This is a genomic window from Marinobacter bohaiensis, assembly GCF_003258515.1.
Classification (GTDB): domain Bacteria; phylum Pseudomonadota; class Gammaproteobacteria; order Pseudomonadales; family Oleiphilaceae; genus Marinobacter_A; species Marinobacter_A bohaiensis.
Map to the genome: position 1 here is coordinate 1,129,272 of NZ_QGEH01000001.1, position 22,007 is coordinate 1,151,278.

Genomic DNA, 22,007 nt, shown 5'->3' on the forward strand with positions numbered 1-22,007 from the left:
ATACTCGGTTCAAACACAAATACAAACGACCATCACAAGTAAGCACCTATGGACCAGTCTGCATCCACATCGCCCCTGCTGCGCCTGCACGCCAACGACAATGTGCTGATCGCCCGTCGCCAGATTGGCCTCGGCGAAGAGCTCCCCGAGTTGGGGCTGCGCGCCCGGGCCCAGATTCCGGCCGGACACAAGATCGCGGCCAGAGACATCCCCGTCGACGAGCGGGTCAAGAAGTACGACACGGTGATCGGCGCCGCCGCCCGGGACATCAAGGGTGGCGAACACGTGCATACCCACAATCTGACCCTGATCGATTTCGACCGCGATCCGGCTTTTGGTCAGGACGTGCGGCCGGTGGACTACCTGCCGGAGGAGGAGCGGGCCACGTTCCAGGGGTATGTCCGACCGGACGGCCGCGTGGCGACTCGCAACTTCATCGGCATCCTGTCGTCGGTGAATTGCTCCGCCACGGTGATCAACCATATCGCTGAATACTTCACCCCGGAGCGACTGGCGGACTACCCCAATGTCGACGGTGTCGTCGCCTTTGCGCAGACCAGCGGCTGCGGCATGTCGTCTCCGAGCTATCACTTCGACATCCTGCGCCGTACCCTGGCCGGCTACGCCCGCCACCCGAACTTTGCCGGTGTGCTGATCGTCGGGCTCGGCTGCGAGCGCAACCAGGTCGATACGCTGGTGGAGTCTCAGGGCCTGGAAGTCGGGCACGGCGTTGAGACGCTGGTCATGCAGGATACCGGCGGTACCCGCGAGACCATCGAGGCGGGCATCCGCGCGGTGGAGTCCATGTTGCCCGAGGCCAATCGAGTGGAGCGTCAGCCGGTCAGTGCCAGGCACCTGAAAATCGGTCTGGAATGCGGCGGCTCGGATGGCTTCTCTGGCATCTCCGCCAACCCGGCGCTGGGCGCGGCCATGGACATCCTGGTGCGTCACGGCGGCACGGCCATTCTGTCGGAAACCCCGGAAATCCATGGCGTCGAGTTCATGCTCACGCGCCGCGCCGTTTCCCGGGATGTCGGGCAGAAGCTCCTGGACCGCCTGGCCTGGTGGGAGGACTACACCCGCGGGCACAGCGGCCAGTTCAACGGGGTGGTGGGCCCGGGCAACCAGGCTGGCGGCCTGGCCAACATCTTCGAGAAATCCCTGGGGTCCGCCATGAAGGGCGGAACGACGCCGCTGCAGGCTGTCTACGAATACGCCGAGCCTATCGACAGCAACGGGTTTGTCTTCATGGACTCGCCGGGTTATGACCCGGTGGCCGTGACCGGCCAGATCGCCAGCGGGGCCAACCTGATCTGCTTTACCACCGGGCGGGGGTCGATGTTCGGCTCCAAGCCGGCGCCGACCATCAAACTTGCTTCCAACACCCCCATGTACGACCGCCTGACCGAGGACATGGACATCAACTGTGGCCAGGTGATCGACGGTACCCTGGATATGGACGCCATGGGTCAGGCTATTTTCGAGCACATCCTGCGTGTCGCATCGGGTGAAGCCACGTGCAGCGAACGGCTGGGTTTGGGCGACCACGAGTTCGTGCCCTGGCACGTCGGCATTGTCAGCTAAGAGCCTGTCTTTCAAAGCATCGAATACCCAATAAGACCCGTTAAGAAAAGGAAATGACCATGTCTCTGACTCTCACGCGTGACGATTTGATCCGATCGCAGAACCTGATCGGCGGCGAATGGACGTCCGCGTTATCGGAAGTGGTCTTCCCGGTCCAGAACCCGGCCGATCTGGCTACGATCGCCCAGGTCCCTGACAGCGCCGCGGCCGATGCCCGAGCGGCCGTCGATGCGGCCCACGCCGCCTTCGCGGCCTGGCGCGAGATGCCCGCCAAGAGCCGGGGCCAGATCCTCAAGCGCTGGCACGCCCTGATCCTGGCGCATCAGGATGATCTGGGCACACTGGTGTCGCTGGAACAGGGCAAACCCCTGGCCGAAGGTCGGGGCGAGATTCTCTACGCCGCCAGTTATGTTGAGTGGTTTGCCGAAGAGGCCAGCCGCATCGACGGTGATGTGATCGCCTCGCCGGTTGCCGGTCGCCGTATGATGGCAGTCCGCGAACCGGTGGGTGTGGTGGCGGTGATCACCCCCTGGAATTTCCCGGCAGCGATGATCGCCCGCAAGATCGCGCCGGCCCTGGCGGCGGGCTGTACGGTGCTTGCCAAGCCGGCGGAAGACACGCCGCTGACCTCCCTCGCACTGATTCGCCTGGCGGAAGAGGCCGGGGTGCCGGCGGGGGTGATCAATGTGGTTTGCGCGTCCCGCGAGCAGACGCCTGAGGTGGTGGACGTCTGGCTGGCCGAATCTCGCGTGCGCAAAGTCAGCTTCACCGGCTCCACGCCCGTGGGCAAGCATCTGGCGCGGGCGTCAGCCGACACCTTGAAGAAGCTGTCCCTGGAGCTGGGGGGCAACGCGCCTTTCATTGTCTTCGACGACGCGGATCTGGATGCGGCCGTGGATGGCCTGATGGCGGCCAAGTTCCGCAACGGCGGCCAGACTTGCGTATGCCCCAACCGGGTGTATGTGCAGGCCGGTGTCTTCGAGGCGTTTGCCGAACGTCTGAGCCGCCGGGTGGAGGCCCTGAAAGTCGCGCCAGCGACGGATCCGGAGGCCGAGATCGGACCGATGATCAATGCCCGGGCGGTGGAGAAGATCCTGGCGCATATCGAGGATGCGGTGGCCAAGGGCGCGCGCGTCCTGGTGGGCGGACAGCGCCTTGAGGAACTGGGCCCGAACTATGTGGCGCCCACGATCCTGGCCGATGCCGGAGAGGACGCCGTGCTCTGTTGCGAGGAGACGTTCGGTCCGGTGGCGCCGCTGTTCCGTTTCGAATCGGAGGACGAGGTGATCGAGAAGGCCAACGACACGCCGTTCGGCCTGGCGGGCTACTTCTATTCAGAGAACGTCAGCCGCATCTGGCGTGTTGCCGATGCCCTGGAAACCGGCATTGTCGGCATCAACGAAGGTGCGGTGGCATCGGAGGCCGCGCCTTTCGGGGGCGTCAAGGAATCCGGTTACGGTCGGGAAGGCTCCAGGTACGGCCTGGAGGACTATATGCACATCAAATATCTCTGCCAGGGCAACCTGCGCCAAACCAGCGGAGGCTGAAAGATGCATCACACAGCGGTACCCGGCATGGTTCCGGGCAATCCCTTCAAGCGGGCGCTGGCCAACGGCGAGCCGCAGGTGGGCTTCTGGCTTTCCATGGGCAGCAGCTATTGCGCGGAGATGTGTGCGACCGCTGGATTCCAGTGGCTGCTCATTGATGGCGAGCACGCGCCTAACGATGTGAACAGCACCCTGGCCCAGCTCCAGGCGGTGGCGCCTTACGGTGGCCATCCGGTGGTGCGGGCGGTGCAGGGCGAACCGGCGCTGATCAAGCAGCTGCTGGATATCGGTGTGCAGACGCTGCTGGTGCCGATGGTGGATACCCCGGAGCAGGCGGCTGCGATGGTGGCGGCCACACGGTATCCGCCGGAAGGTATCCGGGGTGTGGGGGCGGCGGTGGCGCGGGCGTCACGCTGGAACGGTCGGGCCGATTACGTGCACCACGCCAATGAGGAAGTCTGCCTGCTGGTGCAGGCGGAAACCGTCACCGCCCTGGAGAACCTGGAGGCCATCTGCGCGGTGGATGGGATCGACGGGGTGTTTATCGGCCCGGCGGATCTGGCGGCGTCCATGGGCCACCTGGGTAACCCGGCACACCCGGAAGTGCAGGACGCTATCGATGAGGCCATCCGGCGCATCGTCGCCTCGGGCAAGGCGGCCGGCACATTGACCGGCGACATCGAGCAGGCGCGGCGCTTCCTGTCGTTGGGTGCCACCTTCGTCGCGGTCGGACTGGACGTGACCCTGCTGATGCAGTCGGTACGCCAGCGTGCCTTCGAGTTTGGCCTGCGGGCCAATCAACCCACGTCCGTCAAGGGACCCTATTGAAGTGAGGTATACGGGCCTGCGCCCGGAAACAGACTCCTACGGGAGCACTGAAGAGAGAGATCGCGAACCGGACGGGGCATCGGCGAATGCCCCGGGGCGGTTCGAAGACAGTCCGATCAACCAGAAATACGATCACTAACAAATATAAGGAAGCATCATGCACAAGCTGATAAAAACGTCCGTTCTGATGGCCGGTCTCCTGGGTGCGGGCCTGGCGTATGCCGAGTACCCCACCAAACCGATCACCATGGTCATCCCCTACAATGCCGGCGGCGGTACCGATGTGCTGGCGCGGGCCATGCAACCGGCGCTGGAAGAGTCGCTGGGGCAGACCATCATTGTCTCCAACGTCCCCGGTGGCGGTGGTATTCTGGGCTTTACCAAGGTGGCCAATGCCCGCGCCGACGGCTACACCGTCACCATCCCCAACAACGTGATCTTCGCCACCGAAGGTATGGGGAACGCAACCTACCACTCCGATGATTTCGACTATCTGGGCAACGTGCTGACCGACAATTACATGGTCGCGGTCCGTGCGGACGGTCCCTGGCAATCCTGGCAGGACCTCCTGGAGGATATGAAAGCCAACCCCAACAGTGTGAAATTCGGCTTCTCCGGCTACGGCGGCTCCACCCACGTGGCCAGCGAAATGCTCTCTGACAGCGCCGGTTACAAGGCCAAGCAAGTGCCTTACGACGGCTCGTCCAAGGCCGTGCTGGCGGCGATGGGGGACCACATCGACGCGCTGATGCTCAACGTGGGGGATCTCGCCGCGGGCCTGAAATCCGGCAAGCTGCGCCCCTTGATGATTCTTGGGGACAAGCGCCTGCAGGAATACCCGGAGGTCCCCACGGCGCAGGAAGAAGGCCTCAAGCTCTCCCTGACCAACTGGCGCGGTGTCGCGGCACCGGCGGGTGTGGATGATGAGGTCAGACAGGCCTGGGCCGAGGCGCTCAAGCAGGCGACCGCCGATCCGGCCTTCCGCAAGGCGATCGCAACCCAGGGCGCTGAGATCGAATACATCCCGCCGGGCGAAACGCTCGACGAGCGGATGGCCACCCTGGCGGAGTCGTTTATCCAGACGGCCCATAAGCTGAAACAATAAACGGCGATGCGGCTCCGCCGGACGGAGTCGCTCCCTCACGTTGCCATAGGGGGTGTCGCGATGTTGCGCATCAACGAACGACAGATTTTCTATGTCGTGCTGATTGTCGGGGCGGGGTTTTTCCTGAGTATGGCCAAGGCCATTCCGTCGTCGATGGGAATGCCGGGGGACCCCGGCGCCGGTTTCTTCGCCTTTTGGTCCTGCGTGATCATCATGGTGTTGCTGGGGTATCTGCTGGTGACCGAAACCTTCTTCCAGCGCGCGGACCGGGACACACCGGTTCGCATGACGCGGCACGAGCTGGTGGCCCTGGCGGTAACTATCGCGGCCATTGTGATCTATCTGTTGCTGCTGTCCTACGCGGGCTTTGTCATCAGCACTCTGTTCTTCCTGTTTGCCTTCCGGCAGATCATCGATCGACTGATCAAACACGAGCCGATGTCCGCCCGGTCTTTAATAGCCTCTGGCGTTTTCTCGGTGTTGGCCACCGGTTTTATCTATCTGGTGTTCTCGGTTCTGTTTGAACTGGCGATGCCCTGAGCAAGGTAGGGGATCCGATTATGCTTGCTAACTTTGCAGATGCAGCCAGCCTGTTTCTGGACGTCAATGTGTTCCTGGCGATTGCCTTCGGTACGGTCCTTGGTCTGATCTTCGGCGCGCTGCCGGGACTCACCGCGACCATGGGTATTGCCCTGTTGCTGCCGCTGACTTTCAGCATGGAGCCGGTGACCGGTATGGGCATGCTGCTGGGTGTCTACTGTGGTGCGATTTCCGGGGGCTCGATCCCGGCAGCCCTGCTGAACATTCCGGGCACGCCGTCGTCGGTGGCCACCACTCTGGACGCCTTCCCCATGGCCCGCAACGGCGAGCCCGGGCGGGCGTTGGGGCTGTGTATCGTGTCTTCCATGATCGGCGGCCTGATCAGCGTCGCCATCTTTGCCTTCCTGTCGCCGGTGATTGCCGACGTGGCGCTGGATTTCAGTGCGGTCGAGTATTTTTCTCTGGGATTGTTCGGGCTGACCATTATTGCGTCCGTATCAGGCCAGTCGATCATCAAGGGGATCGTAGCCGGTCTGATTGGCGTACTGATCTCCTTGATCGGGATTGATTCGCTGACCGGCGTAGTGCGCCTGACCGCGGGTATTCCCGACCTGGTCGGCGGTGTCGATCTGATGCCGGCCCTGATCGGCCTGTTCGCGCTGTCGCAAATCATCAGCGATGTCACCAACCTGTCGCCGCAGAGCCAGGCCGGTGCCCGGGTGCGGGTCAATAACGCCTATCCACGTTTCCGGGAAACCTTCCGCCACTGGAAGGTCTGGTCCAGCAGTTCGTTAATCGGTTCGCTGGTGGGGGCAATCCCCGGGGCCGGCGGCAGCATCGCGTCTTTTCTCGCCTATGACCAGTCCAAGCGCATGTCCAAGACCCCGGAGAAGTTCGGCACCGGCCACGACGAGGGGGTGATTTCCTGCGAGTCTGGCAACAACGGCATGACCGGCGGCGCACTGATTCCCATGATGACGCTGGGGATTCCGGGTGATGCGTCGGCGGCGATCCTGATGGGCGGTTTGCTGATCCATGGCCTGCAACCCGGTCCGATGCTGTTCCAGGATCAGGGCAACATCGCCTACGGCATCATCATCGCGTTCCTGGTGGCCAACATCTTCATGTTCTGTTTCCAGTCGGTGGGCATCAAGCTGTTCGTGCGCGTGTTGCAGATTCCGCGCTCCTATCTGCTGCCCTTCATTCTGGTTATGTGCATGGTCGGCGCCTATGGCATCAGCGGCACGTTGAGCTCGGCCTGGGTCCTGTTGTTCTTCGGGGTGTTCGGCTACTTCCTCAACCGCTACGGGTTCAGCTCGGCGCCGGTGGTTCTGGGCATGATTCTGGGGTACATGGTCGAATCCAATTTCCGCCGTGGTATGACCATGAACGACGGCGACTGGACCGTTTTCTTCACCCACCCCATTAGCCTGTGTTTCCTGCTGCTGTCGGTGGTCTCGGTGGTCCTGCCGATCATCCGCCATCGCCGTCAGGCCAGGCAGCGCCAGCAGGAAACGAACTCGAACCGGCCGCTGGAGTCGGCACGCTGAGGCATGCCGCTCCGGCGCAACACCAACCACGTGATGGACCTTGTGAATGACTGACTATCGGATTGCGCTGATACCGGGCGACGGTATTGGCGGTGAAGTAATGGACGCCGCCTGGCCGGTGCTGCAGACCCTGGCGGACCGGCACGGCTTCGGGCTGGATGGCGAATGGCTGCCCTGGTCCTGCGAGTACTACCTCAAACACAACGAAATGATGCCGGCCGATGGCGTGGAGCAATTGCGGCGCTTCGACGGCATTTACCTGGGCGCTGTGGGCCTGCCGGCCACGGTGCCGGACCACGTCTCGCTGCGTGGCCTGCTGCTGGCGATCCGCCAGGGCCTGGATCTGTCCGTGAACGAACGGCCGCACCGTTTGCTGGCCGGTGTCACTGGACCGCTGCGGACGGCTGAGCCGTTCGACATCCTGTGTGTACGGGAGAACACCGAGGGCGAATACAGCGGCGCGGGTGGCCGGGTGCACCACGGCGGCGATCGCGAAGTGGCGGTGGAAACCTCCATCTTTACCCGGGTGGGTGTGGAGCGGGTCCTGCGCTATGGTTTCGAGCAGGCGCGCCGGCGGCGGTGCAAACTGGCGTCGGTGACCAAGTCCAACGCCCAGCGTCATAGCATGGTGTTCTGGGACGAGATTACCCGGGAAGTCGCCAAAGACTATCCAGACGTGGAAGTCACTGCCTATCACGTGGATGCGATTGCGGCGCGGATGATCACGCATCCGCAGTCCCTCGATGTGGTCGTTGCCTCCAACCTGTTCGGCGACATCCTGACGGACATCGGTGCGGCCATCCAGGGAGGCCTGGGCTTCGCCGCGTCCGCCAACATCAATCCCCGGGGCACGGGGCCGGGGATGTTTGAACCGGTGCATGGCTCGGCGCCGGACATCATGGGCCGAGGGCTGGCCAATCCGCTCGCTACACTTTGGGCTGGTGCGCTGATGCTCCGGCATCTTGGGGAGACAGCGGCCGCGGATGCGCTGCTCGCTGCGATCGAGCAGGTGACGGCAGCCGGCCAGGGCACGCCCGATATGGGCGGCGAGCTGTCGACCCAGGCTCTCGCGGAAGCGGTGCGGGCGGCTCTCTGACAGGACGCATGGCCAGAAATCGTCCTGTCGCGGCCTGTTCTTCAGATGGGGTGGGCTGCGGCGCCCCATCAAAAGACTCTTGAGTATCGCTCCGGCTTCCCGGAGGATGGCGGACTGGCAGCGGCATGGCTGCGAGTCGCCAACCCCCGAAAGGGAACGTCTCAACGACCCGGGAGAACCGTCGTGAATACCCTCAAGTACCTTGCCTTTACGCTGGCGCTGGCCACGTCTTCCGCCGCCCTGGCGGATGCCGCTTCCACCGCCGAGGCGGAAAAACTGCTCGATGCGATCAACATGGAAGAGACCCTGGATCGTTCGATCAGCCAGATGCTGGATGTGCAACTGAACCAGCAGCCGTCCCTGAAACCCTACAAGGACGTGATGCTTCGCTTCTTCAGCAAGTACATGAGCTACGACAACATCAAACCGGACCTGGTCAGTATCTATGCCGATGCGTTCACGGCCGAGGAGTTGCGCGAGCTGAACGCGTTCTACACCACGGACATCGGCCAGAAGGCGATCCGCACCATGCCGGACCTGATGGCCAAGGGCGCGCAGATGGGCGCCCAGCGGGTCCAGGCCCACATCGGCGAACTGCGCACCATGATCGCCGAAGAGGCGGAGCGCCTCGAACAGCAACCCTGATCCTGCCGGGCGCCGTGCCAACCCGCGGCGCCTGCCCCGACCGCGCGGCCGGGCCCGGTCGCGTGCGCTATACTTCCTGAATCGGTTGTACCGGTTGCCTGCGCTGCCGCGTGTTGTCGTCTTTCCCTGGAATCGATCTGGAGGCGCCGGGCATGCATCGAATCGGGATTCTGGCCCTGTTACTGGTCGTGCCGATCCTCCCCGGAGTGGCACTGGCCGACCGCGCCGGCACCTGGGACTTTTCCGTCCAGATGGTCGGTAACCTGGACGAGACCAGCCGTGGCGATAACGACTCCCGACTGGATATCGACTCCGACCTTGGCCTGGCCTTCGGCGGGGCCTATCACGCCACCGAGCACCTCCAGTTCGGCGTCGACCTCACGTTCCTGAACCCGGATTACGAAGCCCGTTTCAATATCGACGGTGGCGGTACCCGCACCGTCAAGACCGAGCTGGACGTGTTCAATACCCACATCTACGGTGCCTGGAACTTCATGGAAGGCCCGCTGACGCCCTATGTGCGTGCCGGTCTGGGCTGGACCTACATCGATTCCAACATCATCTCCAGCGATGTGCCGGTCGGTGTGTGCTGGTGGGATCCGTGGCTGGGCTACGTCTGCTCCGCCACTTACAACACCTACGACGACACCCAGTTCAGCTATGGCGCCGGGGCCGGTGTGCGTTACGAGTTTGGCGAGCATTATTTCGTGCAGGCGGGCTTCGACCATTTCGAACTGACCGACGATGACCTGGGTGCCAGCCCGGATTTCGACGTCTGGCGAATCCAGTTCGGTTGGCGCGTGCGCTACTGGTAAACGACTGGCCGGATTGGTTTTTAAGCATTCGTTATTGCAAATTTGGGAAAGTCGTTTACCTGCTTCGGCGCAAGGTGATGTGATCGCGAAGTGATCTGATCCATTTGCATCGCGATCTATTGCCGGTATGACTCATCGTCCTTTCCATTCGGATCCCGTGGTTGTCGGGAGTCGATTCCCGGCGTTGATCGCGGTGTGATCTCCAGACCAACAAGAAAAACGTCAGTTGCGGACCCCAAGCCCTTGCACCCCGATCACGTCCACCGTGTGGCACCGTTCCTTAGCCAGGCCGGGCCGTCGCTCCGGGTGCTTGCCGGGTCCGCACCTCGTTGTTGCCAAGGCGCCCTGACGCCGCAATAAAAACAATGTTTCAACAGGAAAAATGCGATGAACCGGACTTTTTGTGCAGTACTGTGCGGCCTGCTGTTGCTGGCTCCCGTAACCGCTAGCGCGGAGCCCCAGAAGCTGATTTTCTCCTACGTCACCAGTAGCGATACCCCCACCGGCAAGCTGGTGGCGCTGTTCAAGAAACTCGTCGAGCGCAAGCTGGACGACCGATATACCATTGAGATCGTGCCCGAAGGCCGGCTCATGGACGACGCCCAGGCGGTTGACGCGGTGGCGTCCGGGGAGATCGCCTTTGCCGTGCCGCCCGTGTCGAAATTCGGCGATTACACCCAGCAGCTCAAGGTGTTCGACCTGCCATTCCTGTTCCCTGACATGGGCGCGGTCAACCGCTTTGAGCAGGGGCCAGTGGGGCAACAGCTGCTTGAGAGCATGAGCGGCAAAGGCATCGTCGGTCTGGGCTACCTGCATAACGGGGCCAAACAGCTGACCGCCAACCAACCGTTCCACACCCCGTCGGACCTGGCGGGGCTGAGTTTTCGCATCATGAATTCGGACGTGCTGCGCAAGCAGTTCGAACGTCTGGGTGCCACCCCGGTCCCGCTGCCGTTCCCCGAGGTCTACCAGGCGCTGGCGGATGACCGTATCCAGGGGCAGGAGAACACCTGGTCCAATATCTATTCCAAGCGCTTCTACGAGCATCAGCCCTACATGATGGAATCCAACCACGGCATGCTCGAAGGTATGCTGATCACCAACGCGGGCTTCTGGAACGGGCTGAGCGAAGAGGAGCGGCGCCACTTTCGTTACGCCGCGCATATGGCGTTGGAGTACGGCAACGCCATGTCCCTGGCCAAGGGCGCCAATGACCGGGAGGCGTTGCTCAGCATGAAATCGGTGGATATCTACCAGCCCGGCGCCACGGAGCTGGCGCAGTGGCGAGAGGTCATGGAGCCGCTTTGGGACGAGTACCGGTCCGCCGTCGGCGCCGATGTGCTCCAGGCCGCCCAGGCAGCCGGCAATTAGCCGTCATTCCGTGATGGGCGCCGCATCGAAGTGGTGTTGCGGCGCCCGGTTGCGGGCCGTGTGACGCACTGTTGGCCGGCCCATGACGGTCAGTTGCAGGATGCCGCTTGCGGGCGCTGGCTGAGTACCCCGGCCAGCGCCAGCAGCGACAGCGCCATCACGTAGAGGCCGTAGCCGTAGACGGTCGGCTCGAAACCATAGCGCTGGGAAGCCAGGCCCGCTGCCAGGGCCGGCAGGCTGGCAGACAGATAACTGACCACATAGATCACCGACATCAGCGACGAGCGTTCGCCGGCCGGCGCCAGGGCCATGATCGCGCGCATCGCGCCCATGAAGCCGGTACCGAAGCCCAGTCCGGCCACCGTGAATCCGGTCAGCAGCAGGGGCGTGGAGTGAGTGTAGACACTGCCCAGAATGATGGACATCCCCAGTGGGAGCAGGGTGCCCGAGAACATGAGGATCTGCCGGGTTGCCAGCACGCGCATGCGCCACACGCTGACGGCCCCCATGGTCGACAGCAGGCACACCATCAGGCCACCGATCATGGCATTGTCGAGACCGGTCACGTCCTTGGCCAGCATGGGGCCGAGCGACAGGCTGAAACCACCCAGTGACCAGGCGGCGATGTTGGCCGGAATCACGCGCAGAAAGGTGGGCAGCACGTTGGCGGGAATGTGCACCCGGGGACGCATGGCGGCCAGTGCACCGGCGCGGCGCTGGACGCTTTCCCGGGTGCTGCGCATACCGATCGACTGCCAGACGAAGATCGCGACCATGATCACGAACACCAGACGCATGGGGTAGGGGGCTTCGGCCACGAGTACGCTGGAGCCGAGCGCGCCCAGTCCCATGCCGATCATCGGCGCGACACTGGCCAGGATCGGACCATGCCGGTGGTCGCTGTCGATCAGCGCGGCGCCCAGGGCACTGGTGGCGATGCCGGTCGCCATGCCTTGCAAGGCCCGGGCGATGAACAGCCAGGTCAGGTCGTGGGCGCCCCAGAAGCAGAGCATGGCGCCGATTTCCAGGATCAGTGCCGTGGCGATCACCGGCCGTCGTCCCAGGTAGTCCGACAGCGGACCGGTGAACAGCAACGTCAGCAGCAGGGCAAACAGGTAGGTGGCGAACGCCAGGGTCAGCATGGGCGTGGAAAAATGCCAGGTCGCCTGGTACAGCGGATACAGCGGCGTGGGAACGCTGGAGGCCGCCAGGAACGCCACCACGACCAGCGTGTAAAACACCAGCTGGCGCGGGTTGGCGCCAGGCTCGGGAGTGGTGTGGACGGAAGCGGTCATGGAGGCTCCTTAAAGCAAAGACTTTGCGTTATGATGCGCAGTGTACGGTAAAGCAGACTTAAAGCAAATATTTTGCGTTTAGGGGTGGTATGGGATCCAGAAGCGATACGAGTTGCAAGCCAGCGGTCAGGCCCGGTGGCCGGAGTGCGCGGGTCCAGCAGGCGGTGCATGAGGCGGTTCGGGCATTGTGCGAGGAGGCCGGACGCGACGCCCTGACGGTGCCGCAGGTGGCCGAGAGGGCTGGCGTGACGCCGTCGACCATCTACCGCCGCTGGGGCAACCTTAAGGAGCTGATGGCCGATGTCGCCGCCGAGCGCCTGCAGCCGGACGCGCCACTGGCGGACACCGGCAGTCTGGAAGGCGACCTCATGGCCTGGGCCGGTGACTACATGGAGGAGATGGCTTCCGCACCCGGTCAGCAGGTCCTGGCGGACGCCCTGGGCAGCCACAACCTGGCGTTGCGTCAGCGTTGCTGGGCGTGGCAGCGCGACCAGATGGCGTTCATGCTGGAGCGGGCCCGGGCCCGCGGCGAGTCACCCCTGCCCACGATTGATGCCTTGCTCGACGGTATCATGGGCCCGCTGACATACCGCCTGAGCTACGCGCCGGATTCCCTGTCCCGGGACGGTCTGGCGCACTGGGTTCGCCGGTCACTCTCTGTGACCGCGATGGCCCCGGCATGACCGGAAACGGTGGCGATCATTCCGGTCTGACGTCGAGCCGCGGGGCGTGCTCGAACAGGTAGTCGAGAAAGGCGCTGACCTTGGAGGATCGCAGCCGGTTTTCCGGGTAGATCACATGGATGCCGTGGCGGGCCGGTTCGCCGGCTGATTCCCAGGCGTCCAGGATCGGTACCAGCGTTCCCTGCCGCAGGTGACCGTCGATCAGCCAGGTGGGGAACAGGATCAATCCCTGTCCCTGCAGGGCCGCTTCCACCAGGCATTCCGCGTTGTTGCTGCGCAGGTTTCCCCGTACCTCCACGACCCTGAATGTGGCTTCTCCCTCTCCCCGGAAATACCAGGGTTGCTCGCCCCGGGTGCCCTTGTAGACCAGGCAGTTATGTTCCTGCAGTGCTTCGGGCGTGTCGGGTTGGCCATGCCGGGACAGGTAGGCCGGCGCGGCGCACACCACGTGGTGCTGTTCGGCCAGTTGGCGACCGACCAGGCTGGAATCGGCCAGGGATCCGATACGGATGACCACGTCCGCGCCTTCCTGCACCGGATCGACGAAGGCGTCCGTGAGCGTCATGTCGACGTCAATGGCGGGGTAGCGGGACTGAAAGGCCGCCAGCAAAGGTGCGATGTGTCGGCGGCCAAACGCGACCGGCGCGTTGACGCGCAGTGTCCCCCGGGGCTGCCCGGCGGCGCCGGAAACCTGCTCCGCCGCCCGGTCCAGTTCATCCAGAAGGTCTCGCACCTGCAGGAAATAACGCTCCCCCACCTCCGTCAGGCGTACCGCGCGGGTGTGACGGTAGAGCAGCCGGTGGCCGAGCGCCTTTTCCAGGCGGGCGATGCGTCGCGACACGGATGAGGCCGGCAGGCCAAAGTGTCGGGCGGCTTCGGCAAAGCGACCGGAAGAGGCCACCCGCACGAACAGCCGCAGTGAAATCAGATCGATATCGTTGCTTTCCAAGCAATAAACCTTTGCTCATGTGTCGGGTTGTTCGTTCCTGAGCATGACTATAAATTGCCGGCCTTTCAATGACGACCAAACGGGGACGACATGCAATCGATACTGACGCTTTTCCTGGTCCTGTGCGCGGGCATGGGGCTGTCGGTGGAAGCGGGCTTGCTGGGGCCGCTCGGGGAAGAGGTGGGCCACCTGTCGGCCACGCTCTCCATTTTCATGGTGGGTGGCATGCTGCTGACCCTGGCCATGGTCTTCTTTGGCGCGCCGCTGGGGACGCTGTTCCGGCAACCGCGCTGGCTGCTGACCGGCGGTGTCCTGGGGCCGGTGTATGTGATCGTGCTGACGGTGACGACGCCGCTGGTGGGCGTGGGGATGACCATGGTCGGCATCCTCTGTGGTCAGGTTGCTGCAAGCCTTGCGATCGATCACTTCGGGCTGTTTGGCAGCGAGCGCCGGGCCATCGATGGTTACCGGGTGCTGGCCCTGGCGATGATTCTGATGGCTCTCTGGCTGATTTACTGAGGACGTATCCATGCTGATTTCACTGGTTTTTCCTTTGCTGCTCGTAGGTGGTGCGGTGCTCGCCGCGCAATCCTCCGTTAATGGCCGGCTGGGCTCGACCGTCGGCGTGCTGGCGAGTGCCTGGCTGACGTTTGCGATGGGGGCGGCTATTACCTTCCTGCTGGTGTTCTTCTTCGAACCGCCGCACGCCGAGTCGCTGTTCACGGTACCCAAGTGGCAGCTCACGGGAGCCCTGTTCGGCGTGGTGTACATGCTGGCGATTGTCTTTGCCGTCCCCCGGGTCGGTACAGCGGCGGCGACGGTCGCGGTGATCACCGGTCAGTTGCTGATGAGCCTGCTGGTGGACCACTTCGGCTGGCTGGGTAACACCCGCCTGCCGCTGGACGATTCGCGCATCGGCGCCATCGTGCTGCTGGCGGCCGCACTGGCCCTGATCTATCTGAGTAACGTGCGCCGGGAGAGGGCTTTGGCCACCGCCTGACGAGGCTGGCAGATCAATCCCCGGCAGCGCCAAGCGTTGCGTCCGGCGGCAGATTGTTTAAAAATGCGCCTCCGTCCTTTGGGTAGCTGCCTATGCAGTTGCCTGAACCGCGACATAGCGAATCGTTCTGCCACCGCCACGCCAAGGAATATCCATGTCTCACGCTGCCGAAGCCCAGGCCGCCAAACCTGTTTCATCCCGTTCGCTCCGCCAGTACCTGGCCATCCTGGGGCCCGGTATTCTGGGAGCGGCCGCGGCGATTGGTGGCTCGCATCTGGTGGCGTCCACCAAGGCGGGGGCCCTGTATGGCTGGCAGTTGGCCGGGCTGGTGGTGCTGGTCAATCTGCTGAAGTATCCGTTCTTCCAGATCGGCGCCCGCTACACCATGGCCGCCGACGAGTCTCTGATCCAGGGCTACGACCGCATCGGCCGCGGTTACCTGTACCTGTTTACGGCGCTCAACCTGTTCGCCTCGGTGGTCAGTACCGCCGGGGTGTCCATGTTGTGCGGCAGCATCCTGGGGCTGTTCGTTGGCGATAGCCTGAACGTGACCCAGCTCACCATCATCGTGCTGGCCGGCTCGCTGGCTTTCCTGATTTCCGGTCACTATCGGGTGCTGGACGGCGTGACCAAATGGATCATTGCCGGCCTTGCGGTGGCTACGGTGGCGGCGCTGGTGATTGCCCTGGACCGGGGCGGCGTGGCGCCGCCGGAGTTTGTGTCACCCAGTCCGTGGAATCTCGCGGCCATCGGCTTCCTGGTGGCGTTGATGGGCTGGATGCCGGCGCCCATCGAGCTGTCGACCTGGAACAGCGTCTGGTTGCGGCAGAAGCTCAAGGACCGGGGCGGTGACCTGACCTATCGCGACTCCATTGTCGACTTCAACGTGGGCTACGTTACGTCGACCGTGCTGGCATTGGCCTTCATGGGGCTGGGAGCGCTGGTGCTCCATGGCAGCGGCGTATCCCTGGCCGGTTCCGGCATCGCCTTTGCCCATCAGTTGGTGGATGTCTACGCCGGCGTGATCGGTGACTGGAGCCGCTGGCTCATCGCGGCCATCGCGTTCCTGTGCATGTTCTCGACCACGGTTACCGTGCTGGATGGCTACAGCCGGGCACTGAGCGAATGCTTTGTCCAGTTTGGCCAGCCGGCCGGCAGCCGCCCCACCGGCCACGGTGCCCGTTATACCTACCCGCTGATGGTGGTGATGGCGATTGTCGCGGCGCTGATTGTGATGTTTTTCAAGGGTGCGCTGCTGGCCATGTTGGAGTTCGCGATGATTTCCGCCTTTGTGGCGGCGCTGGTCTTTGCCTGGTTGAACTACCGGTTGATGGGGCTGGATTCGGTGCCGGCCGAGCACCGTCTGGGCAAGGGGATGGTGGTGCTGAGCTGGATCGGCATCGTGTTCTTCGCGTCGGTGAACGCGCTGCTGGCGTACTGGTATCTGTTCGTGAAGTGAGCCGTTCGCGGCCAATAAAAAACCCGGGGCTTCGGCCCCGGGTTTTCTGGTTCAGGCGCGGTCGCCGGTTTATTCGCCGACGCGACCGCCATCGGCTTTCTGGATCACCACGGTAGAGGCCCGCGGGCGCACGGTGCCGCTGGTCTCGACGGTGGCGTCGGAGCCGGAAGGCCAGTTGCCCGGGTGCTGCACGTTGATGAACAGCGCGGTCTTGTCCGGCGTCGCGAAGATGCCGGTGATTTCACAGTCGTTGGGGCCGACCGCAAAGCGTTTCAGGTTGCCCTGGTCCTGCATGTCGACCACCGACGGATCGTTGCTGTTGCCGGAGACGGTCGACGGCACCACGGCCAGGACCTGGTCGTTGGTGTAGTCCGCCACGTCGTTGCCGCCGTTGTCGGTTTCAATCCAGAGGATGCCCTGGTCGCCGTCGCGCTGGTCGTACCACAGGCCGTCCGGGCTGGCGAACTGGTTCAGCTCGGTCAGGCCGGACGGATTGTCGTTGCCGGTCACGGCGCCGCCGAAGACGAAAATCTCCCACTCGAAGGTGGTGGAGGAGGCGGTGCCTTCCTGCCAGCGGATGATCTGTCCGTTCTCGTTGGCGGCGCGCGGGTTGGCGTTGTTCACCGGTGCGGTGCTGTAGCCCACGCCCAGGTCCTCGATGGCGCTGCCGCTGTTGGTGTAGGTGGCGGCGGTGCCTTCCGCGGTGCGGTCCGAGTTGTTGGTCAGGGTCATGTAGACGTCGCCGGAGGCCGGGTCCACCGCGCCCCATTCGGGACGGTCCATCGGCGTGGCGCCCATGATGTCGGCGGCGTCGCAGGTGTTGATGATCACGCCCGCCAGATCGTCGGCGGCCAGCCCCAGGGCGTCGGCCAGGGTGCCGCCGTCCGGGGTTTCCGCGTCCGGAGTCAGCGCCAGCCACTCGCCGGTGCCGTCGTCGTTGAACTTGGCGACGTAGAGAGTGCCTTCGTCCATGTACTTGGCGCCCAGGGCCAGGCGGTCGTAGGTGCCGCCGGCCTGGTTGGCATCGCTGGCGCTCCAGACGGCGTCGGAGACGAACTTGTAGATGTACTCGTTGCGGGAGTCATGACCGGAGTAGAACACCACCGGCTCGCCTTCCACCAGTTTGCCCGGCCAGCAGCCTTCGTGACGGAAGCGGCCCAAGTGGGTGCGCTTGACGGCTTCGCCGGTGTACGGGTCGATTTCGACGATGTAGCCGAAGGTGCGCGGCTCGTTACGGTAGTCGTCCGCCGCGGTGGCGCCGGTTTCCGTGGCGTCGAAGCGGGCGAATTCCTCGTCAACCTCAGCGGCCGCCGGATCATCGGACGCGGTTTCCCAGCCATAACGACCGGTGCTGGAGCCAATCCCCAGGCGCAGGTCGTCGTCGCGCTGAGTGTCGGTCTTGATGAAGTAACCCGGCCAGTTCTCTTCGCAGGTCAGGTAGGTACCCCAGGGCGTGTAACCGCTGGCGCAGTTGTTGTTGGTGCCGCGGGTCATGGTGCCGTCGGTGGAGTACTTGGTGATGACGTAGTCGCTTTCGGCCACCGGGCCGGCCAGCGCCATCGGCGTGGCGGAGGTGATGCGGCGGTTGTAGGTGGAGTTTTTGACGTGGCCCCAGCTGCCGTCGGACTGCTTCTGCACTTCCACCAGGGTGACGCCGTGGGCGTTGATCTCGGTGCGCACTTCGTCCGCCAGTCGGTAGGCGTTGGAGGTGTCCGGCCCGCCCTGGGTTGACCAGAGGGCGCCCTGGTCGATGTACTCGTTGTTCAGCGCCAGGATGAAATGGGTGGACGCGGTGTCCTCGGCCAGCGGGAAATGGTACATGCCGTCGTGGTGCATGCCCACGGCGTTTTCCTGGATTTCCGGAGTGAAGGCCAGGGACTCATCCCACTCGGTGCCGGCGTCGCTCAGTGCGGTCCCCCAGGGGATCAGGATCTGCGCGGTGTAGCCGTCGGGCACGACGATGGCGTCGGTCAGCGAACCCAGCACGGCGTCGAAGCCGAGAGTTAGGGAAGTGTCGTTGTCGCTGTCGTTATCGTCGTCGTCATCATTCCAGTCGCAGCCGGCCAGGCTCATGCCGAAACCGCCCAGTACCGTGGCGGCGGCGACGTTGAGGCTGCCGCGCATGACGGAGCGGCGGCTGAGACGGCGTTCCATGATTTCCGAGAACGGCTCGTTGCCGCTCTGGTTGTAGATCTCGTGGCTCTCGATTTCCTTACTCATGTGTCCCTCTCTCATCGATTATTTGTCGGAATGGGCGTCAGTTCCTAAGCCGTCCGCAAGCCTATCGATACAAGGTGACAGGTCGGTTACCGAAATAAGACGAATCGGACGTTCATCAGAGCCGCCCTGACGCGTCGTTCTGGTACGCATTCCGGATTGATGACGCAGCGCGAAAAGGCGCGGAACCGGGCTGTCGCCGGCTTGATTCGAAGGCCTGAGCGGTTTCTACTGGGCGGCGCCCGCACGCATCGGATGCGGGAAAACATCGAAGGAGATGGCTTTGGCAGGACGAAGTAAGGGGCTGATTCCGGTATTGCTGGTGGTGGGGGCGTTTATCGCCAGTCTGGTTTGGCTGGTCGGGTGGGCGTCGTTGACGCCGGTGGTGCCGGCCATTTACGGGGTGGTCAGTGGCGTTCTCTTTCTCCTGTATGGTCTCGACAAACGGGCGGCCCGCCTCGATCGTCGCCGGGTGCCGGAGCGGCGTCTGCAGGCGCTGGCGCTGTTGGGCGGCTGGCCCGGTGCCCTGCTGGCCCAGCAGCTGTTCCGGCACAAGACCCGCAAGCTTCGTTTTCAGGTGGTCTTCTGGCTGATCGTACTGCTGCACCTCGTGGTGCTGGGGGCGCTGCTTCTGGCGCATGGCATCGAGGGGTGGCGGAATGAGCTGTGGCCGGAACTGTCGCGCCTGCTCGGCAACGGGTAGGGGGGCGGTCGACCGTCAGTGGTCGAAGGCAACCCGTCGAGAAAACCGGGAGCATCCCGCCCCCGGTTGTGTTGACCGGTATCCGGTGAGGTTTTACCAGGCGTACTTGAGGGTACCCAGCACGGTCCGGCCGTCGCCGTAGTAGTTGGTGCCGTAGTAGCTGGTCACCACGTACTCTTCGTCCAGCAGGTTGGTGGCGTTGACCGACAGGCCCAGCTTGGGGGTGATCTGGTAGCGCACCATGGCGTCGGCCACCGTGTAGGCGTCGACCGGAACGGTGTTGGCGTCATCGCCGTAGGTCGAGCCGACGTAGCGCACGCCGCCACCGATCGTGACATCGCCTCGCGCACCGTTGGCCGGGAAGGTGTGATCCACCCACGCCGAGGCCAGATGCTCGGGCACCGCGGACGGGCGGTTACCTTCGTTGCCGCCGATGCCGTCTTCCTCGATTTCCGCGTCCCAGTAAGAGTAGGCCAGGGTCATGTTGGTGTTGCGGGCGAGGGACATCTTGGCTTCGAACTCGGCGCCGCGGTTGCCGATCTTACCCACCTGACGCTGGATGACGGGAGTCACGTTGGTGGGCACGTTGGTCTGGGTCAGGTCGAACAGCGCCACGGTGAACAGCGCGTCGAGCGTGGCCGGCTGGTACTTCATGCCCACTTCGTATTGCGTGCCTTCCTGGGGCTCAAGCGAGCCTTCCACGGAGTAGCCGTTGGCGCTCGGTGCATACAGCGGCTGGAAGGACTCGGAGTAGTTGCCGTAAACCGACAGGCCGTCGGTGATCTTGTAGGTCAGGCCGGCGCGGGAGGTGAAGCTCTCGGCGGTGGTGCTTTCGTCGGTGTCGGTCGTGAAGTAGTGCACGTCGGCATCGAAGTAGTCGTAGCGTCCACCCAGCGTCAGGATCCAGCGATCGTTGAAGGTCAGCTCTTCCTGGGCGTAGACGCCGTAGGCGTTCTGTTCCGGTTCGTAGTCCTGGTAGACGGTGGACACATCGACGCAGGCACGGCCGCAGTAGACCGGGTCGTAGATGTCGATGCCCGGCGCCGACCCGAGCAGGGTGGTTTCCCGGTCCTTGTCGTAGGTGTAGTCCATGCCGAACAGGGTACGGCTGTCGATGGAGTCGGTCAGGGCGGTGTCGTACTGGAGCTGGTTGTCGATGCCGAAGCGGTCCGCCTCGCCGTCCACCGAAAAGGCGGTGCGGTCGACGCTGGGATCGGTGGTGCCGCCGTAGACCTGCTCGTAGTCCAGGTCGATGTGACTGTAGCGGGCGGTCTGGCGGAAGGTCAGCGCGTCCGAGAACTGGTGCGAGAACAGATAGCCGAGGGATGATTCGGTGGTGTCGAACCGGTTGAAGTCCGGCTCGCCCAGGAAGCTTTCCGGATCGATGTCGGCGTCGGCGGGGAAGCCATAACCGGCGTTGCTGTCGCGCTTGCTGAAGTTGGCCAGAAGGGTCAGCGAGGTTCTGTCGCTGGGCTGGTAGGTCACCGCTGGTGCGATGTAGAAACGGTCGTCGTTGGAGTAGTCCCGACCGTGGGTGCCGTCCTGCCACAGGCCGGTCAGACGATAGCTCCACTTGCCGTCGTCATCGACCGGGCCGCCGAAATCGGTACCGGCACTGAGGTGCTCATCGCCGCCGGTGACGAAAACTTCGCCGTGCTCGGTGGATTGCGGGCGTTTGGTAATGGCGTTGACCAGACCGCCGGGACCGTTCAGCCCGAACAGGCTGGAGGTGGAACCTTTCAGCACGTCGATCTGTTGCAGGCCGTACGGTTCGATCCGGGAGGTCGTGAAACTGGGAATGCGGCTGGGCAGGCCATCGCGATAGGTGCCCAGGGACATCTGGTTGAACCCGCGAATCCGGTAGAAATCGTAGCGGTCGTCCGAGCCGTAGGCATCCACCGAGACGCTGGAGGTGTAGGACAGCGCCTGCTGCAGGTCCTGGACGTTACGGGTTTCCAGTTCTTCTTCGGTGATGACCGAGACCGAGGCCGACGTATCGACAATCGGCGTGTCCATCTTGGTGCCGGTGGCGCTGCGGCTGTTGACCACACTGTCCGTCACCGGTCCCACCGCCGATTCCGCGCTGGCCTGGACCTGCAGTGGATCCAGCGGCGTGGCGTCATCGCTGACTTCCGCGGCGGCTTCCACCACGACGGTATTGGCGTCGGCCAGGCTGTAGCTCAGGCCGGAGCCCAGCAGCAGTTGGCCCAGGGCGTCGGCGTTGCTCAGGGTGCCGTTGACGGCGGGCGCCTGCAGGTCGCGCACCAGCGAGCCATCGACCGTAATCTGCAAGTCCGATTGCTGACCGAACAGGGCCAGGGCCGGTGTCATCGGCTGGGCCGGAATATTGAAGGTGTTTTCGGCCTGCAGTGCCGAGGCTGCCTGCTGGGTGCTGGTCTGGGCGTTGGCGCTGGCCGGCAGCAGCATGGGCGTCAGGCCGGTGGACAGCAGCAGGGCGCTGGCCAGGACGCGGCGGCGGTATCGGGTGGGGGAGTGGGTGGATGCCCCGGTTGTCATCGAGTGTCTCCGTTGGATGTTTGTCGTGCGTTAATGAGAATTTGAACGTTTCTCATTTGCGTGCTTGAGACAAAACGTCGGCCGGAGGACTTTTTTCAAAAAT

General features: G+C 63.7%; 19 protein-coding genes. 15 read left to right on the forward strand and 4 right to left on the reverse strand.

Annotated elements, in window-relative coordinates; genetic code table 11:
- The first annotated feature begins 48 nt into the window (after positions 1-48).
- The 10 genes from DKK67_RS05020 (at position 49) to DKK67_RS05065 (ending at position 11,081) form a co-directional block, all read left to right on the forward strand.
- The gene (locus DKK67_RS05020) at positions 49-1,584 is read left to right on the forward strand and encodes a UxaA family hydrolase (protein ID WP_111494993.1); all 1,536 of its coding nucleotides are present in this window, start codon (positions 49-51) and stop codon (positions 1,582-1,584) included.
- Between the two features lie 59 nt (positions 1,585-1,643).
- Positions 1,644-3,131, forward strand: coding sequence for an NAD-dependent succinate-semialdehyde dehydrogenase (locus tag DKK67_RS05025; protein ID WP_111494995.1), 1,488 nt, complete (start codon positions 1,644-1,646; stop codon positions 3,129-3,131).
- Positions 3,132-3,134: 3 nt separating this feature from the next.
- Positions 3,135-3,959, forward strand: coding sequence for a 4-hydroxy-2-oxoheptanedioate aldolase (gene hpaI, locus DKK67_RS05030; protein ID WP_228160514.1), 825 nt, complete (start codon positions 3,135-3,137; stop codon positions 3,957-3,959).
- Between the two features lie 157 nt (positions 3,960-4,116).
- Positions 4,117-5,064 carry a tripartite tricarboxylate transporter substrate binding protein gene (locus DKK67_RS05035; protein WP_111494999.1) on the forward strand — a complete coding sequence of 316 codons (948 nt, stop codon included), beginning with the start codon at positions 4,117-4,119 and terminating at the stop codon, positions 5,062-5,064.
- A gap of 60 nt (positions 5,065-5,124) precedes the next feature.
- A complete protein-coding gene (locus DKK67_RS05040) occupies positions 5,125-5,604 on the forward strand; it encodes a tripartite tricarboxylate transporter TctB family protein (protein ID WP_162628751.1) in 480 nt (159 codons plus the stop codon).
- A gap of 20 nt (positions 5,605-5,624) precedes the next feature.
- Positions 5,625-7,154, forward strand: a complete 1,530-nt coding sequence (locus DKK67_RS05045) for a tripartite tricarboxylate transporter permease (protein WP_111495003.1) — start codon at positions 5,625-5,627, stop codon at positions 7,152-7,154.
- A 46-nt stretch (positions 7,155-7,200) separates the two neighbouring features.
- Positions 7,201-8,250, forward strand: a complete 1,050-nt coding sequence (locus tag DKK67_RS05050) for a tartrate dehydrogenase (RefSeq protein ID WP_111495005.1) — start codon at positions 7,201-7,203, stop codon at positions 8,248-8,250.
- Between the two features lie 183 nt (positions 8,251-8,433).
- A complete protein-coding gene (locus DKK67_RS05055; protein ID WP_204355729.1) occupies positions 8,434-8,895 on the forward strand; it encodes a DUF2059 domain-containing protein in 462 nt (153 codons plus the stop codon).
- Positions 8,896-9,047: 152 nt separating this feature from the next.
- A complete protein-coding gene (locus tag DKK67_RS05060; RefSeq protein WP_111495009.1) occupies positions 9,048-9,710 on the forward strand; it encodes an outer membrane protein in 663 nt (220 codons plus the stop codon).
- Between the two features lie 387 nt (positions 9,711-10,097).
- Complete coding sequence (locus DKK67_RS05065; RefSeq protein ID WP_111495011.1) at positions 10,098-11,081, forward strand: DctP family TRAP transporter solute-binding subunit; 984 nt, start codon at positions 10,098-10,100, stop codon at positions 11,079-11,081.
- 89 nt (positions 11,082-11,170) lie between these two features.
- Here DKK67_RS05065 and DKK67_RS05070 read toward each other — a convergent pair whose 3' ends face one another.
- Positions 11,171-12,376 carry an MFS transporter gene (locus DKK67_RS05070; protein WP_111495013.1) on the reverse strand — a complete coding sequence of 402 codons (1,206 nt, stop codon included), beginning with the start codon at positions 12,374-12,376 and terminating at the stop codon, positions 11,171-11,173.
- Positions 12,377-12,465: 89 nt separating this feature from the next.
- On the opposite strand from DKK67_RS05070, the gene DKK67_RS05075 reads away from it, so the two are divergent.
- Positions 12,466-13,059 carry a TetR/AcrR family transcriptional regulator gene (locus DKK67_RS05075; protein ID WP_111495015.1) on the forward strand — a complete coding sequence of 198 codons (594 nt, stop codon included), beginning with the start codon at positions 12,466-12,468 and terminating at the stop codon, positions 13,057-13,059.
- Between the two features lie 16 nt (positions 13,060-13,075).
- On the opposite strand, the gene DKK67_RS05080 is transcribed toward DKK67_RS05075, so the two are convergent.
- Positions 13,076-14,008: a LysR family transcriptional regulator gene (locus DKK67_RS05080; RefSeq protein ID WP_204355730.1), complete on the reverse strand. Its 933-nt coding sequence runs from the start codon at positions 14,006-14,008 to the stop codon at positions 13,076-13,078.
- A gap of 90 nt (positions 14,009-14,098) precedes the next feature.
- Between DKK67_RS05080 and DKK67_RS05085 the strand changes: the two genes are divergently transcribed.
- The 3 genes from DKK67_RS05085 to DKK67_RS05095 all read left to right on the forward strand — a co-directional run bounded on the left by DKK67_RS05085 (position 14,099) and on the right by DKK67_RS05095 (position 16,467).
- Complete coding sequence (locus tag DKK67_RS05085) at positions 14,099-14,527, forward strand: DMT family transporter (RefSeq protein WP_111495017.1); 429 nt, start codon at positions 14,099-14,101, stop codon at positions 14,525-14,527.
- 10 nt (positions 14,528-14,537) lie between these two features.
- Positions 14,538-15,008 (forward strand): DMT family transporter, encoded by a 471-nt coding sequence (locus tag DKK67_RS05090; RefSeq protein WP_228160515.1) that lies wholly within the window; start codon positions 14,538-14,540, stop codon positions 15,006-15,008.
- 154 nt (positions 15,009-15,162) lie between these two features.
- On the forward strand, positions 15,163-16,467 hold the full coding sequence (locus DKK67_RS05095) for an NRAMP family divalent metal transporter (RefSeq protein ID WP_111495019.1): 1,305 nt from the start codon (positions 15,163-15,165) through the stop codon (positions 16,465-16,467).
- A gap of 69 nt (positions 16,468-16,536) precedes the next feature.
- Here the strand turns inward: DKK67_RS05095 and DKK67_RS05100 are convergent, their stop codons facing one another.
- Positions 16,537-18,687, reverse strand: a complete 2,151-nt coding sequence (locus tag DKK67_RS05100) for a PhoX family protein (RefSeq protein WP_111495021.1) — start codon at positions 18,685-18,687, stop codon at positions 16,537-16,539.
- Between the two features lie 274 nt (positions 18,688-18,961).
- Here DKK67_RS05100 and DKK67_RS05105 point away from each other — a divergent pair, with 274 nt between their 5' ends.
- Entirely contained in the window at positions 18,962-19,387 is a 426-nt protein-coding gene (locus DKK67_RS05105) for a DUF1294 domain-containing protein (RefSeq protein WP_111495023.1), read from the forward strand.
- A gap of 93 nt (positions 19,388-19,480) precedes the next feature.
- Here DKK67_RS05105 and DKK67_RS05110 read toward each other — a convergent pair whose 3' ends face one another.
- Positions 19,481-21,904 (reverse strand): TonB-dependent siderophore receptor, encoded by a 2,424-nt coding sequence (locus tag DKK67_RS05110; protein WP_111495025.1) that lies wholly within the window; start codon positions 21,902-21,904, stop codon positions 19,481-19,483.
- Positions 21,905-22,007 lie beyond the last annotated feature (103 nt).